This window comes from Escherichia sp. KTE52, from assembly GCF_000408325.1.
GTDB lineage: Bacteria > Pseudomonadota > Gammaproteobacteria > Enterobacterales > Enterobacteriaceae > Escherichia > Escherichia marmotae.
The window spans coordinates 1369800-1385336 of the sequence record NZ_KE138680.1 but is presented as its reverse complement, the minus strand read 5'-3'; the positions used below and the strand labels follow the sequence as shown (position 1 = coordinate 1385336).

The window sequence follows — 15537 nt, the reverse complement described above, 5'->3', positions numbered from 1 at the left end:
TGCCAAACTCCAGCGCCGCAATAATGTCGGATGCGATGCTTGCGCATCTTATCCGACCTACGTATTTGGTGTTACGCGAGGCGAATTTTTAACATTCCCATAAGTTACGCTTATTTAAAACGTCGTGAATTTAATGGCGTAAATCCCTGCTATTTATTCGTTTGCTGAAGCAATTTCGCAGCATTTGACGTCACCGCGTTTACGTGGCTTTATAAAAGACGACGAAAAGCAAAGCCCGAGCATATTCGCGCCAATGCGACGTGAAGGATACAGGGCTATCAAACGATAAGATGGGGTGTCTGGGGTCATATGAACGAACAATATTCCGCGTTGCGCAGTAATGTCAGTATGCTCGGCAAAGTGCTGGGAGAAACCATCAAGGATGCGTTGGGAGAACACATTCTTGAACGCGTAGAAACTATCCGTAAGTTGTCCAAATCTTCACGCGCTGGCAATGATGCTAACCGCCAGGAGTTGCTCACCACCTTACAAAATTTGTCGAACGACGAGCTGCTACCCGTTGCGCGTGCGTTTAGCCAGTTCCTGAACCTGGCCAACACCGCCGAGCAATACCACAGCATTTCGCCAAAAGGTGAGGCTGCCAGCAATCCGGAAGTGATCGCCCGTACCCTGCGTAAACTAAAAAACCAGCCAGACCTTAGCGAAGAAACTATCAAAAAAGCGGTTGAATCGTTGTCGCTGGAACTGGTTCTTACCGCACACCCAACCGAAATCACCCGCCGCACACTGATCCACAAAATGGTGGAAGTGAACGCCTGCTTAAAACAGCTCGACAACAAAGATCTCGCTGACTACGAACATCACCAATTAATGCGCCGTCTGCGCCAGTTGATCGCTCAGTCGTGGCATACCGATGAAATCCGCAAACTACGCCCAAGCCCAATTGATGAAGCCAAATGGGGTTTTGCAGTAGTAGAAAACAGCCTGTGGCAGGGCGTGCCGAATTACCTGCGCGAACTGAATGAGCAACTGGAAGAAAACCTGGGCTACAAACTGCCGGTAGAATTTGTTCCGGTTCGTTTTACCTCGTGGATGGGCGGCGACCGCGATGGCAACCCAAACGTCACCGCCGACATCACCCGTCACGTACTTCTGCTCAGTCGCTGGAAAGCAACTGACCTGTTCCTGAAAGATATTCAGGTTCTGGTCTCCGAGTTGTCGATGGTTGAAGCAACACCTGAACTGCTGGCGCTGGTCGGTGAAGAAGGTGCTGCAGAGCCGTATCGCTATCTGATGAAAAACCTGCGTTCTCGCCTGATGGCGACCCAGGCGTGGCTGGAAGCGCGCCTGAAAGGTGAAGAACTGCCAAAACCGGAAGGCCTGCTGACACAGAACGAAGAATTATGGGAGCCGCTCTACGCTTGCTACCAGTCACTTCAGGCATGTGGCATGGGGATTATCGCCAACGGCGATCTGCTCGATACTCTGCGCCGCGTGAAATGTTTCGGCGTACCGCTGGTGCGTATTGATATCCGCCAGGAGAGTACTCGTCATACCGAAGCATTGGGTGAACTGACCCGCTACCTCGGCATCGGAGACTACGAAAGCTGGTCAGAGGCCGACAAACAGGCGTTCCTGATCCGCGAACTGAACTCTAAACGTCCGTTGCTGCCTCGCAACTGGCAACCAAGCGCCGAAACACGCGAAGTGCTCGATACGTGTCAGGTGATTGCCGAAGCGCCGCAAGGCTCCATTGCCGCCTATGTGATCTCGATGGCGAAAACACCGTCTGACGTACTGGCTGTCCACCTGCTACTGAAAGAAGCGGGGATTGGATTCGCGATGCCGGTCGCACCGCTGTTTGAAACCCTCGATGACCTGAACAACGCCAACGATGTTATGACCCAACTGCTGAATATCGACTGGTATCGCGGTCTGATTCAGGGCAAACAGATGGTAATGATTGGCTATTCCGACTCAGCAAAAGATGCGGGCGTGATGGCGGCATCCTGGGCGCAGTATCAGGCACAGGATGCGTTAATCAAAACCTGCGAAAAGGCGGGTATTGAACTGACGCTGTTCCACGGTCGCGGCGGTTCCATTGGCCGCGGTGGCGCACCAGCACATGCAGCACTGCTTTCGCAACCGCCGGGAAGCCTGAAAGGCGGCCTGCGTGTGACCGAACAGGGCGAGATGATCCGCTTTAAATACGGTCTACCGGAAATCACCGTTAGCAGCCTGTCGCTGTACACCGGGGCGATTCTGGAAGCCAACCTGCTGCCACCGCCAGAGCCGAAAGAGAGCTGGCGTCGGATTATGGATGAACTGTCGGTCATCTCTTGCGATGTCTATCGTGGCTACGTGCGTGAAAACAAAGATTTTGTTCCTTACTTCCGTTCTGCTACGCCAGAACAGGAACTGGGCAAACTGCCGCTGGGTTCACGTCCGGCGAAACGTCGCCCAACCGGCGGCGTCGAATCACTGCGCGCCATTCCGTGGATCTTCGCCTGGACGCAAAACCGCCTGATGCTTCCCGCCTGGCTGGGTGCGGGTACAGCGCTGCAAAAAGTGGTCGAAGATGGCAAACAGAACGAACTGGAAACCATGTGCCGCGACTGGCCGTTCTTCTCAACACGTCTGGGAATGCTGGAGATGGTGTTCGCAAAAGCGGATCTGTGGCTGGCGGAATACTATGACCAACGCCTGGTCGACAAAGAACTGTGGCCGTTAGGTAAAGAGTTACGCAATCTGCAAGAAGAAGACATCAAAGTGGTGCTGGCGATTGCCAACGATTCCCATCTGATGGCGGATCTGCCGTGGATTGCCGAGTCTATTCAGCTACGGAATATATACACCGACCCGCTGAACGTGTTGCAGGCAGAGCTACTGCACCGCTCCCGCCAGGCGGAAAAAGAAGGTCATGAACCGGATCCCCGCGTAGAACAAGCGTTAATGGTCACTATTGCCGGGATTGCGGCAGGTATGCGTAATACCGGCTAATCCCTCCCTCTATCAACCCTCGTGCAATAGTGCGAGGGTTTTCTGAAATACTTCTGTTCTAACTCCCTCGTTTTCAATATATTTCTGTCTGCATTTTATTCAAATCCTGGATATCTCTTCAGATATCCTTAAGGTTTTACCCTTACATTCGGCGCTATTTTTTCGAGACAGGTTCTTACTATGCATTCCACAGAAGTCCAGGCTAAACCCCTTTTTAGCTGGAAAGCCCTGGGTTGGGCACTGCTCTACTTTTGGTTTTTCTCTACCCTACTACAGGTCATTATTTACGTCAGCGGCTACAGCGGTACTAACGGCATGCGCGACTCGCTGTTGTTTAGTTCGCTGTGGTTGATCCCGGTATTCCTCTTTCCGAAGCGGATTAAAATTATCGCCGCGATAATCGGCGTGATGCTGTGGGCGGCCTCTCTGGCGGCGCTGTGTTACTACGTCATATACGGTCAGGAGTTCTCGCAGAGCGTTCTGTTTGTGATGTTTGAAACCAACACCAACGAAGCCAGCGAGTATTTAAGCCAGTATTTCAGCCTGAAGATTGTGCTTATCGCGCTGGCCTATACAGCAGTGGCAGTTCTGCTATGGACACGCCTGCGCCCGGTCTATATTCCGAAGCCGTGGCGTTATGTTGTCTCTTTTGCCCTGCTTTATGGTTTGATTCTGCACCCGATCGCCATGAACACGTTTATCAAAAACAAACCGTTTGAGAAAACGTTGGATAATCTGGCATCGCGCATGGAACCCGCCGCGCCGTGGCAATTCCTGACAGGTTATTATCAGTATCGCCAGCAACTTAACTCACTGACGAAACTACTGAATGAAAATAACGCATTACCGCCGCTGGCTAATTTCAAAGACGAATCGGGCAACGAACCGCGCACCTTAGTACTGGTGATTGGCGAATCAACCCAGCGTGGACGCATGAGCCTGTACGGTTATCCGCGTGAAACCACGCCTGAACTGGATGCGCTGCATAAAACCGACCCAAACCTGACCGTGTTCAATAATGTGGTCACATCGCGTCCGTACACCATTGAAATCCTGCAACAGGCGCTGACTTTCGCCAACGAAAAGAATCCGGATCTGTACCTGACGCAGCCGTCGCTGATGAACATGATGAAACAGGCGGGTTATAAAACGTTCTGGATCACCAACCAGCAAACGATGACCGCCCGCAACACCATGCTGACGGTATTTTCGCGCCAGACCGATAAACAGTACTACATGAACCAGCAACGCACACAGAGTGCGCGTGAATACGACACCAACGTGCTGAAGCCGTTCCAGGAAGTGCTGAAGGACCCCGCGCCGAAGAAACTGATCATCGTTCATCTGCTGGGTACGCACATCAAATACAAATATCGTTACCCGGAAGATCAGGGCAAGTTTGATGGCAATACCGATCACGTGCCGCCGGGATTAAGCGCAGAAGAGTTGGAATCGTATAACGATTACGACAACGCCAACCTGTACAACGATCACGTAGTTGCCAGCCTGATTAAAGACTTTAAAGCTGCTGATCCGAATGGTTTCCTGGTTTACTTCTCTGACCACGGTGAAGAGGTTTATGACACACCACCGCATAAAACTCAGGGGCGTAATGAAGACAACCCGACGCGCCACATGTACACCATTCCGTTCCTGCTGTGGACGTCGGAAAAATGGCAGGCGACTCATCCGCGTGATTTCTCGCAGGATGTCGATCGTAAATACAGCCTGGCTGAACTGATCCACACCTGGTCGGATTTGGCGGGCTTATCTTACGACGGTTACGATCCAACCCGTTCGGTGGTGAACCCGCAATTCAAAGAAACCACCCGCTGGATTGGTAACCCGTATAAGAAAAATGCGCTGATCGATTACGACACTCTGCCGTATGGCGATCAGGTGGGTAATCAGTAATTATCTACCAGGTGCTATTTGCCGGATGCGACGCTTGACGCGTCTTATCCGGCCTACAGATCGCGGCGGTAGGCCGGATAAGGCGTTTACGCCGCATCCGGCAATACAACTGCCGCAATGTTTACATCTCACTCCCATCAGGCCACACTTTTCAGGTGGCCTTTTTTCATAATGCCAGTTACTGTTTTCCCGTCTACATACCTGAGGGAATAACATGTATCACGACGTCAACTATCTGCTCTCCCGCCTGATCAACGGCCCGCTGTTACTCCGCCAGGTTTACTTCGCGAGCAGCAACGGCCCGGCCCCCGATCTCGCGTATAAGGTCGATTTTCCACGGCTGGAAATTGTGCTGGAAGGCGAGTTTGTTGATACCGGTACAGGTGCAACGTTAGTTTCCGGCGATGTACTGTACGTTCCCGCTGGCGGGTGGAATTTCCCACAATGGGAAACACCCGCCACGACATTTAGCGTTCTGTTTGGCAAACAGCAACTCGGCTTCAGCGTCGTACAGTGGGATGGCAAACAATATCAAAATCTGGCGAAGCAACACGTCGCCCGACGTGGCCCACGAATTGGCTCGTTCCTGCTACAAACGCTCAATGAAATGCAAATGCAGCCGCAGGAGCAACAAACAGCCAGGCTTATTGTCACCAGTTTGCTTAGCCACTGCCGCGATTTGCTCGGCAGCCAAATTCAGACAGCCTCTCGCAGCCAGGCACTTTTCGAAGCCATTCGCGATTACATCGACGAACGTTATGCCACCGCGCTGACCCGCGAATCTGTCGCGCAGGCGTTCTACATTTCACCAAACTACCTATCGCACCTGTTTCAAAAAACGGGGGCTATTGGCTTTAACGAATACCTGAATCACACGCGACTGGAACATGCTAAGACGCTACTGAAAGGCTATGATCTGAAGGTAAAAGAAGTGGCTCACGCCTGCGGTTTTGTCGACAGCAACTACTTCTGCCGTCTGTTTCGTAAAAATACCGAACGCTCGCCGTCGGAATATCGTCGGCAGTACCACAGCCAACTGACAGAAAAACCAACTACTCCAGAATAAGGTGCGTTTGCTGCGGCGCAGAAAGCACCTTACGAACAGCACTCATCACCCGATGAGGTTCGCGTAGAAAAGCGTAGATACCGCATTGTACATAGCGACAATGTTCAAAACGCTCGGCACCAGAAAGCTCGATATCTGTAATCAACAACACAACATCCGCGCGACGGATATTCTCGTCCGATAAGCGGTTCTCCGTTCCCAGCGCCCCCTGAGTTTCAATGCTGACGCTCCACTTTTCCTGCTGACACAACTTTTCCAGCCGTTCTGCCGCCATATAGGTATGTGCCACACCGCTAACGCAGGCGGTAACTGCAACCAGATATGCCATCCTACCCCCCAACCGTAACCTGAAAACCAGCCTGTTCAGCCATTTCACGCATCAATGCCACATCGGCTGACGACGGTGCCGGTATATCTTTCATCGACCATTCGCGCCCCAACAGACGGTATTTCGGTTCACCGTACTGATGAAACGGCAACAGGTGGATCTGCCTGATATTCAAAGGAATCAACACATCCAGCGCCTGCTGCATATTCTCTCTGCTGAGCGTATAGCCGGGGATCAGCGGCAAACGAGGGATCACATTGATACCTTCACTCACCAGCAAACGCAGATTCTCCAGCACGCGCGGCAGATTCATTTTCACCACGTCCCGCGCTCTTGTCGGGTCCATAATTTTTAAATCGAACAACACTTCATCGCACAATTTCGCCAGCGGTAGCAACCTGCTTGCTGGCGCGTCTCCGGCAGTTTCGATGGCACATGACACGCCCCACAGCCGCAGTCGTTGCAAAAAACGGGTAGCAAACTCCGCTTGCACCAACACTTCACCGCCAGAAAGCGTGACACCACCGCCAGACGTGCGAAAGAAAATGTCATCCTTCATCACTTCCCGTTCCAGAGCGTCGAGGCTGATATCACGACCAATCCGCTCAAATGCGCCGGAAGGACATTCATCTGCATCACGTAAACATTTCGCGCAATGCAGACATTTCGCCTCTCTACGCACCGTCTGGATTTTGCCGGAGATCGACTCCGGATTAGCACACCACGGGCACAGATGTGGGCAGCCTTTAAAAAAGACCACCGTACGAATACCCTCACCGTCATTCAGCGAATAACGCTGAATGTTAAAAATACGCGCCACATCCTCGCGGCGCGTTTCCACAACGTTACAACTGATGCGCTGTACGGCGGATAATGTCATCCTGAATTTCCTTCGAGAGTTCGACAAAGAAGGCGCTGTATCCGGCAACGCGTACCACCAGCCCCGCATAGTCCTGCGGGCGCAATTGGGCTTCACGTAACGTGTCGGCATTCACTACGTTAAATTGAACGTGCTGCAACTTAAGCTGAGTAAATGCACGTAAGAAGTCAGCCAGTTTGCGTAATCCCGCTTCACCTTCCAGGGTAGCCGGAGTGAATTTCACATTCAGCAACGTACCGTTAGAAAGCAACGTGTTATCAAGTTTACTTACTGACTTCAGCACCGCCGTTGGCCCTTGTCCGTCCTGACCCAACATTGGTGACAAACCACCATCAGCCAGTTGTTCTCCGGCGAAGCGGCCGTCTGGCGTCGCGCCAACCACCGACCCCAACGGGACATGAGCAGAAACGGTATACGACCCCGGCGTGAAGTAGCCGCCGCGCGGGTTCTGGTATTTTTCCACTTCTTTGCAGTAATGGCGCAGCAATTCGGCGCTAATGTTATCCACCTCGTCGATATCGTTGCCGTACTTCTCAAAGCGGTTAATTAAACGAGCACGGATTTTTTCGCCTTCTGGCGTTTCGAAGTTTGCTTTTAATACCGACAACAATTCGTCAAAACTTAAACGTTGTTGATCAAAAACCATCCCTTTCAACGCATGGAGTGAATCACTCAGGTTAGCGATACCAATCCCCTGCACGCCGGAAAAGTTATAACGCGCGCCGCCGTCGGTAATATCGCGGCCTTTTTCCAGACAATCGCTGATAAACGAAGAGAGCAGCGGCACTGGTGCCCAGTCACGATGGCCGATATCGCAAATATTGCTGCCTTCAACCATCAGAGTGATGTAGTGGCTGATCTTCGCGCGAATTTGTTCCAGCAAACCGTCATAACTCAATGCGGAATTACCTTCATTCTCATGCAGGCAGATTTCCATCACTTTCAGCAGGTTAAACATCGCGATATCGTGCAGACCGTAGGTTCTGCCCGGAATGGATAATTCCACGCAACCGACCACTGAATAGTCGCGCGCATCTTCCAGCGAAACACCACGGTTGAGGAACGCGGGCACCACCACTTCATCGTTGAAGATTTGCGGAATACCAGTACCAAGACGAATGGTTTCTGCGGTTTTCATCAGGAACGGCGTGTCAATCAAGGCGTTAGTGCGCACACCGAGATTTGGCTGCGGCAACTGTACGCTTTGATAGGCGTCGAGACAGAGAAACGAAAGCACATTCACCGCGCTACGTCCGTTTTCCGTTAAACCACCGAGCAGTGCGGTATAGCCGGTCGGGAAACCTGCGAAATAGCGCGCGCTGCTGGTGGAACGTAACAGCACAATGTCATTACATTTCACCCACAGGGACTCGAGCAGTTCTTTCAGAAACGCCGGATCTTCACCCTGGGTCAGCGAGGCCTGATAGAACGGCAACATATACTGATCGAAGCGCCCTAACGACAGCGAACTGGCGTTAGATTCATATTGCAGAATGATGTTCATGTACCAGAACAACTGGCACGCCTGCCAGAACGTCTGCGGCTTATGTTCGGCGTTATGACGGGAGATCTCCGCAATAGTCAGCAATTCTTCCCGACGTTGGGCATTAACGCAGCTTGCTGCCATCGTTTCTGCCAGTTCGGCGTAACGCAAAATATGTTTCTGCGAGGCTTCCAGCAATAACAGCGCAGCCTGATAAAAGTGATTATCCGGCTGTTGCTGGCAATGTTGTTGCATCTGCGCCACCAGCTCACCCAGCCCGTGATTCAGCAGGCGTGGGTAATCAATAATGATGTGCCCCTGGCCTTTATCCGTCTGGTTGATGCTGAAAATCTGCGTACTGGTCGCCGCTTTAACTTCGTCCGTCATCTGCCCATTGATGAAATCTTTCATCGAGCGTTTTTCCCAGTACGGGAACAACTCTTCGCGATAGATACGTTTATCTTCTTCACTAATGGCGAAGCGATCCTGCGGGCGTGTCGGGAATTGATCCAGCTCTTTCAGCAACCAGTAAGGATCCATTTCCGGCGACATAATCCCGGCGCGCGGTTTTACGGTGCGGTTACCGGCAATCAGTTCTTCATCACGAATCGAAATTTCAACATGTTCAAGGATATACGCTGTCGCTTTCGCCCGGCGCAATATCACCGGTTCGCCTTCGGTTTGCCGATGGCTGGCGGTATAAAGCAGCGCCCGCTCCAACGAGATTTCACGGGTATTGGCAAACAGTGCAGTTTTAAGGCGAGAGATACGATTCGTCATGAGGAACTCCTGTGGGAAAGCGAACCCGCCCTTGCGGGCGGGATAAGAACTTAAGCGGTTTGCGCCAGGTGAGCTTCAATTTTGCTCATAATGGCGTCAGCGCGTTTTACTGCGTCGCTGATGTTGACACGCACGATGGTCTTGCCAGCAAAACGCTCTTCAAACTTGATGCCGATATCTTTGGTCAGAATCACCATATCGGCGCTCACCACGTCTTCCGCAGTCAGTTCGTTTTCCAGACCAATCGACCCCTGGGTTTCTACTTTCACTTCCCAGCCTTTTGCTTTCGCGGCACTTTCCAGCGCCTCTGCCGCCATATAGGTATGGGCAACACCTGAAGGACATGCGGTTACTGCAATAATTTTCGTCATGGCTCGTTCCTCAATTAATTAATTTCAAAATCCAGATCCAGGTCGTCTTCCTTCTCATCAGTTGAAGACCCATTTTTACGCGCCAGACTTTTCAGCACGTTAACGCAGATAGCCGTTGCTACAGCCCCAACAGCCACTGCCGCGATGTAACCCAACTTGCCTTCAACTACCGGCAGCACAATCAGACCACCCCAGCCTGCATAGCACTGCGCACCAACCAATGCCGCGGTGACCGTGCCACAAACAGTGCCCACCATGATGGAAGGGATCACACGCAACGGATCGGCGGCGGCGAAAGGAATCGCCCCTTCAGTGACACCAACACAGCCCATCACCAACGCCGCTTTACCGGTTTCACGTTCTTCTGCGGAGAAGTTTTTGCGACCAATCAGCGTCGCCAGCCCCATCCCCAGCGGCGGAACACAGATCCCTACTGCCGCGATCGCCACCACGGTATAAACACCCTGGGCGACACAAATCAGCATGAATGCATACGCCACTTTGTTAACCGGACCGCCCATATCGAACGCCAGCATCAGCCCCATAATGACCGCCAGCATGATAATGCTGCCCTGCTGCATTCCCTGAAGCCACTGGGTCAGACTGTTAGTCAATGCGCCCACAGGCTCGCCCAGCCCCCACATCATGACGCCAGCGGTAATTAAGGTGCCGACGATCGGAATAATGAAGATTGGCATGACAGAACGCAGAACTTTATGCACCGGGATTTTCTTCAGGTAATGCACCACGATGCCGCCGATAATCCCGGCGATCAGCGCGCCAAAGAAGCCTGCACCAAAACTGTTACCGACCCAGGCACCAATAGCGCACGGAGCCAGCGCGGAACGTTCCGCAATGGAATAACCGATGTAAGCAGCAAGGAAAGGCACCATCAGCGTTAAGCCCGCGACGCCGATATCAAACAGTTTTTTCAGATTCGGATCGGCTACGGCATCTGGCACCGCACCTTTGCCGTACAGCATGACGGAAACCGCCAGCAAAATACCGCCCGATACTACGAAGGGAATCATGTGTGAAACGCCCGTCATTAAATGCTGACGAGTGTTTTTCAGTATCTGCACCAACTCATTCATAAGCTGCTCCTGGGCTTGCAAAAGCCCATGTCCATATTTTTTTGATGGGAGAAACAATAGGCAATCGCAAGCGGAGCAAACAGTGGATAAAAAGGCCATTTACTGGACTTTTGTAATGTCAGTACAAAAATGCGATCCGCCTCATAACTTGCGTTATCTCGGAATCATGCCGGAGTGGCGCGTCTTGTGAGACGCGTCGCAAATTGACGGTTACATTACATTTGTCCAGCTTTTGACAGATTTGTCACATGGCAGGCCGTTACCGTGCACTCTTATCCTGTAAACAGAAAACCTTACCGGGAGAGAGGCAATGGCCCTGATTGTGGAATTTATTTGTGAGCTACCTAATGGCGTACATGCACGTCCGGCAAGCCACGTTGAAACGCTGTGTAATACTTTTTCATCGCAAATTGAGTGGCATAACCTGCGTACCGATCGCAAGGGCAACGCCAAAAGCGCGCTGGCGCTGATTGGCACCGATACACTGGTGGGCGATAACTGCCAGTTACTGATTTCTGGAGCCGACGAACAAGAAGCACACCAGCGTTTAAGCCAATGGCTGCGCGATGAATTTCCCCACTGTGACGCGCCGCTGGAAGAAGTAAAATCTGACGAACTGGAGCCGCTGCCGGTTTCACTGACTAATCTGAATCCGCGCATTATCCGCGCCCGCACCGTGTGTAACGGTAGCGCAGGCGGCATCCTGACGCCGATTTCCTCTTTAGATCTCAATGCACTGGGTAATCTTCCTGCCGCTAAAGATGCTGACGCCGAACAATCTGCACTGGAAAACGGCCTGACACTGGTACTGAAAAACATTGAGTTTCGTCTGCTGGATAGCGACGGTGCCACCAGCGCAATACTGGAAGCCCACCGTTCGTTAGCGGGCGATACCTCTTTACGTCAACACTTACTGGCGGGTGTCAGCGAGGGATTAAGCTGTGCCGAAGCGATTGTTGCCAGTGCGAATCACTTTTGCGAAGAGTTCGCCCGTTCCAGTAGTAGCTACCTGCAAGAGCGTGCGCTGGATGTGCGCGACGTCTGCTTCCAGTTACTCCAGCAAATTTACGGCGAACAACGCTTCCCGGCACCGGGTAAATTGACGCAGCCAGCCATTTGTATGGCGGATGAACTAACCCCCAGTCAGTTCCTCGAACTGGATAAAAATCACCTCAAAGGTCTGCTACTGAAAAGCGGCGGCACCACCTCACACACGGTGATCCTTGCCCGTTCATTTAATATTCCGACGCTGGTCGGCGTGGATATCGAGACCCTTAGCCCGTGGCTGCAACAAACGATTTATATCGACGGCAACGCCGGGGCGATTGTGGTCGAACCGACAGAAGCGGTGGCGCGTTATTATCAACAGGAAGCGCGCGTACAGGACGCTCTGCGTGAGCAACAACGTGTCTGGCTGACCCAGCAAGCCCGCACCGCTGATGGTATTCGTATCGAAGTTGCTGCTAACATCGCTCACTCGGTAGAAGCACAGGCTGCGTTTGGCAATGGCGCAGAAGGCGTTGGTCTGTTCCGCACTGAAATGCTCTATATGGATCGCACCAGTGCACCGGGCGAAAGCGAGTTGTACAACATTTTTTGTCAGGCGCTGGAATCCGCCAACGGGCGCAGCATTATTGTGCGTACTATGGATATTGGCGGCGATAAACCCGTTGATTATCTGAATATTCCCGCAGAAGCCAACCCATTCCTTGGTTATCGCGCGGTGCGTATTTATGAAGAATACGCGTCACTGTTTACCACGCAATTACGGTCGATCCTGCGCGCCTCTGCTCACGGCAGCCTGAAAATCATGATCCCGATGATCTCCTCAATGGAAGAGATCTTATGGGTGAAAGAAAAGCTGGCGGAAGCCAAACAGCAACTGCGTAACGAACACATTCCGTTTGATGAAAAGATCCCACTCGGCATCATGCTGGAAGTACCGTCGGTCATGTTCATTATCGACCAGTGCTGCGAAGAGATTGATTTCTTTAGTATCGGCAGTAACGACCTGACGCAGTATCTGCTGGCGGTGGATCGTGATAACGCTAAAGTCACCCGTCACTACAACAGTCTGAATCCGGCATTCCTGCGGGCGCTTGATTACGCCGTTCAGGCAGTGCATCGCCAGGGTAAATGGATCGGCCTGTGCGGAGAACTGGGGGCAAAAGGTTCCGTACTGCCGCTGCTGATCGGTTTAGGGCTGGATGAACTTAGCATGAGCGCACCGTCAATTCCGGCGGCAAAAGCACGCATGGCGCAACTCGACAGCCGCGAATGTCGTCAGTTGCTTAACCAGGCGATGGCCTGCCGTACTTCACTGGAAGTGGAGCATCTGCTGGCGCAGTTCCGTATGACGCAACAGGATGCGCCGCTGGTTACCGCCGAGTGCATCACGCTGGAAAGCGACTGGCGCAGCAAAGAAGAAGTGCTCAAAGGCATGACCGATAACCTGCTGCTGGCAGGACGCTGTCGCTATCCGCGGAAACTGGAAGCCGATCTGTGGGCGCGTGAGGCCGTCTTCTCTACCGGACTGGGCTTTAGTTTCGCCATTCCACACAGCAAATCAGAACATATTGAGCAGTCGACCATCAGTGTGGCTCGTCTGCAAGCACCTGTGCGCTGGGGCGATGATGAAGCACAATTCATCATTATGTTAACCCTGAACAAACACGCTGCGGGCGATCAGCATATGCGCATTTTCTCGCGCCTCGCTCGCCGCATCATGCACGAAGAATTCCGTAACGCGCTGGTTAACGCCGCTTCCGCCGACGCTATCGCCAGCCTGCTGCAACATGAACTGGAACTGTAAAAGGAAACATCATGGAACTGTATCTGGACACCGCTAACGTCGCAGAAGTCGAACGTCTGGCACGCATATTCCCGATTGCCGGAGTGACGACTAACCCGAGCATTATTGCTGCCAGCAAGGAGTCCATCTGGGATGTACTGCCGCGTCTGCAAAAAGCGATTGGTGATGAGGGCATTCTGTTTGCTCAGACTATGAGCCGCGACGCACAGGGCATGGTAGAAGAAGCGAAACGTCTGCGCGACGTTATTCCGGGAATTGTGGTGAAAATTCCGGTAACATCCGAAGGTCTGGCAGCAATTAAATTGCTGAAAAAAGAAGGCATTACCACGCTGGGAACCGCAGTCTACAGCGCCGCACAAGGGCTATTAGCCGCACTGGCTGGCGCAAAATACGTGGCCCCCTATGTAAACCGCGTGGACGCTCAGGGCGGAGACGGCATTCGTACCGTACAGGAGCTGCAAGCGTTACTGGAAATGCACGCGCCAGAAAGCATGGTGCTGGCAGCCAGCTTTAAAACACCGCGTCAGGCGCTGGATTGTTTGCTGACAGGATGTGAATCCATCACACTGCCCTTAGATGTAGCGCAACAAATGCTTAACACCCCTGCGGTAGAGTCAGCTATAGAGAAGTTCGAGCACGACTGGAATGCCGCATTTGGCAATACTCATCTCTAAAGGAGCAATTATGGACCGCATTATTCAATCACCAGGTAAATACATCCAGGGCGCTGATGTAATTAATCGCCTGGGCGAATACCTGAAACCGCTGGCAGAACGTTGGTTAGTTGTTGGCGATAAATTTGTATTAGGTTTTGCTCAGGCAACCGTCGAGCAAAGCTTTAAAGATGCCGGGCTGGTTGTTGAAATCGCACCCTTTGGCGGTGAATGTTCGCAAAATGAAATCGATCGTCTACGTGGCATCGCAGAAACCGCACAGTGTGGTGCAATTCTCGGTATTGGCGGCGGTAAAACCCTTGATACCGCCAAAGCACTGGCACATTTCATGGGTGTTCCGGTAGCAATCGCTCCGACTATCGCCTCTACCGACGCACCGTGCAGTGCGCTGTCTGTTATCTACACCGATGATGGTGAGTTTGACCGCTATCTGCTGCTGCCGAACAACCCGGAACGCGTCATTGTGGATACCAAAATTGTTGCTGGCGCACCTGCACGTCTGTTAGCGGCGGGTATTGGCGATGCGTTGGCAACCTGGTTTGAAGCACGTGCCTGTTCCCGCAGCGGCGCAACCACGATGGCGGGCGGTAAATGTACTCAGGCAGCACTGGCTCTGGCTGAACTGTGCTACAACACCCTGCTGGAAGAAGGCGAAAAAGCGATGCTTGCCGCTGAACAGCATGTGGTGACTCCGGCGCTGGAACGTGTGATTGAAGCTAACACCTATTTGAGCGGCGTGGGCTTTGAAAGCGGCGGCCTGGCGGCGGCGCACGCGGTGCACAATGGCCTGACGGCCATTCCGGATGCGCATCACTATTATCACGGTGAAAAAGTGGCATTCGGTACGCTGACGCAACTGGTTCTGGAAAACGCACCAGTTGAGGAAATCGAAACCGTAGCTGCGCTGTGCCATGCTGTCGGCCTGCCAATTACCCTGGCACAACTGGATATTAAAGAAGATATCCCGGCGAAAATGCGGATTGTCGCAGAAGCATCTTGTGCAGAAGGTGAAACTATTCACAACATGCCTGGCGGCGCCACGCCAGATCAGGTTTACGCCGCACTGCTGGTAGCCGACCAGTATGGTCAGCGTTTCCTGCAAGAGTGGGAATAACCTACGCCAAACTCCCGGCTTGTCCGGGAGTTTTTTATCCGCTTCTGGACATTTTCTCCA

General features: G+C 52.5%; 11 protein-coding genes. 6 read left to right on the top strand and 5 right to left on the bottom strand.

The window, feature by feature from the left end; genetic code table 11:
• The first annotated feature begins 309 nt into the window (after nt 1-309).
• From ppc to A1SC_RS05140, 3 genes are all read left to right on the top strand, one after another.
• A complete protein-coding gene (gene ppc / locus A1SC_RS05130; protein ID WP_001005558.1) occupies nt 310-2961 on the top strand; it encodes a phosphoenolpyruvate carboxylase in 2652 nt (883 codons plus the stop codon).
• 180 nt (nt 2962-3141) lie between these two features.
• Nucleotides 3142-4875 (top strand): phosphoethanolamine transferase CptA, encoded by a 1734-nt coding sequence (locus A1SC_RS05135; protein ID WP_000556325.1) that lies wholly within the window; start codon nt 3142-3144, stop codon nt 4873-4875.
• Between the two features lie 214 nt (nt 4876-5089).
• The gene (locus A1SC_RS05140; protein WP_000274587.1) at nt 5090-5941 is read left to right on the top strand and encodes an AraC family transcriptional regulator; all 852 of its coding nucleotides are present in this window, start codon (nt 5090-5092) and stop codon (nt 5939-5941) included.
• On the opposite strand, the gene A1SC_RS05145 is transcribed toward A1SC_RS05140, so the two are convergent.
• The 5 genes from A1SC_RS05145 to A1SC_RS05165 are packed head-to-tail and all read right to left on the bottom strand — an operon-like array spanning nt 5928 to nt 10877.
• Nucleotides 5928-6269: a PTS fructose-like transporter subunit IIB gene (locus A1SC_RS05145; RefSeq protein ID WP_000323857.1), complete on the bottom strand. Its 342-nt coding sequence runs from the start codon at nt 6267-6269 to the stop codon at nt 5928-5930. The two genes, A1SC_RS05140 and A1SC_RS05145, sit on opposite strands and share 14 nt — an antisense overlap.
• Before the next feature lies 1 nt (nt 6270).
• Entirely contained in the window at nt 6271-7149 is an 879-nt protein-coding gene (locus tag A1SC_RS05150) for a [formate-C-acetyltransferase]-activating enzyme (RefSeq protein ID WP_000175534.1), read from the bottom strand.
• Nucleotides 7115-9412, bottom strand: a complete 2298-nt coding sequence (locus A1SC_RS05155) for a formate C-acetyltransferase (protein WP_000184814.1) — start codon at nt 9410-9412, stop codon at nt 7115-7117. The genes A1SC_RS05150 and A1SC_RS05155 overlap by 35 nt, the downstream gene beginning before the upstream one ends.
• Before the next feature lie 50 nt (nt 9413-9462).
• A complete protein-coding gene (locus A1SC_RS05160) occupies nt 9463-9783 on the bottom strand; it encodes a PTS fructose-like transporter subunit IIB (protein WP_016262751.1) in 321 nt (106 codons plus the stop codon).
• Nucleotides 9784-9797: 14 nt separating this feature from the next.
• Nucleotides 9798-10877 (bottom strand): PTS fructose transporter subunit EIIC, encoded by a 1080-nt coding sequence (locus A1SC_RS05165; RefSeq protein ID WP_001004461.1) that lies wholly within the window; start codon nt 10875-10877, stop codon nt 9798-9800.
• A gap of 310 nt (nt 10878-11187) precedes the next feature.
• Here A1SC_RS05165 and ptsP point away from each other — a divergent pair, with 310 nt between their 5' ends.
• The 3 genes from ptsP to gldA are packed head-to-tail and all read left to right on the top strand — an operon-like array spanning nt 11188 to nt 15477.
• On the top strand, nt 11188-13689 hold the full coding sequence (gene ptsP, locus A1SC_RS05170; RefSeq protein ID WP_001185149.1) for a phosphoenolpyruvate--protein phosphotransferase: 2502 nt from the start codon (nt 11188-11190) through the stop codon (nt 13687-13689).
• Nucleotides 13690-13700: 11 nt separating this feature from the next.
• A complete protein-coding gene (gene fsa / locus A1SC_RS05175) occupies nt 13701-14363 on the top strand; it encodes a fructose-6-phosphate aldolase (protein WP_016262750.1) in 663 nt (220 codons plus the stop codon).
• A gap of 10 nt (nt 14364-14373) precedes the next feature.
• On the top strand, nt 14374-15477 hold the full coding sequence (gene gldA, locus A1SC_RS05180; protein ID WP_000373979.1) for a bifunctional L-1,2-propanediol dehydrogenase/glycerol dehydrogenase: 1104 nt from the start codon (nt 14374-14376) through the stop codon (nt 15475-15477).
• Nucleotides 15478-15537: the final 60 nt, after the last annotated feature.

Excerpts from the sequence above, each read along its gene's own strand:
- ppc (WP_001005558.1), top strand. The coding sequence starts at position 310 with ATGAACGAACAATATTCCGCGTTGCGCAGTAATGTCAGTATGCTCGGC.
- A1SC_RS05135 (WP_000556325.1), top strand. The coding sequence starts at position 3,142 with ATGCATTCCACAGAAGTCCAGGCTAAACCCCTTTTTAGCTGGAAAGCC.
- A1SC_RS05140 (WP_000274587.1), top strand. The coding sequence starts at position 5,090 with ATGTATCACGACGTCAACTATCTGCTCTCCCGCCTGATCAACGGCCCG.
- A1SC_RS05145 (WP_000323857.1), bottom strand. The coding sequence starts at position 6,269 with ATGGCATATCTGGTTGCAGTTACCGCCTGCGTTAGCGGTGTGGCACAT.
- A1SC_RS05150 (WP_000175534.1), bottom strand. The coding sequence starts at position 7,149 with ATGACATTATCCGCCGTACAGCGCATCAGTTGTAACGTTGTGGAAACG.
- A1SC_RS05155 (WP_000184814.1), bottom strand. The coding sequence starts at position 9,412 with ATGACGAATCGTATCTCTCGCCTTAAAACTGCACTGTTTGCCAATACC.
- A1SC_RS05160 (WP_016262751.1), bottom strand. The coding sequence starts at position 9,783 with ATGACGAAAATTATTGCAGTAACCGCATGTCCTTCAGGTGTTGCCCAT.
- A1SC_RS05165 (WP_001004461.1), bottom strand. The coding sequence starts at position 10,877 with ATGAATGAGTTGGTGCAGATACTGAAAAACACTCGTCAGCATTTAATG.
- ptsP (WP_001185149.1), top strand. The coding sequence starts at position 11,188 with ATGGCCCTGATTGTGGAATTTATTTGTGAGCTACCTAATGGCGTACAT.
- fsa (WP_016262750.1), top strand. The coding sequence starts at position 13,701 with ATGGAACTGTATCTGGACACCGCTAACGTCGCAGAAGTCGAACGTCTG.
- gldA (WP_000373979.1), top strand. The coding sequence starts at position 14,374 with ATGGACCGCATTATTCAATCACCAGGTAAATACATCCAGGGCGCTGAT.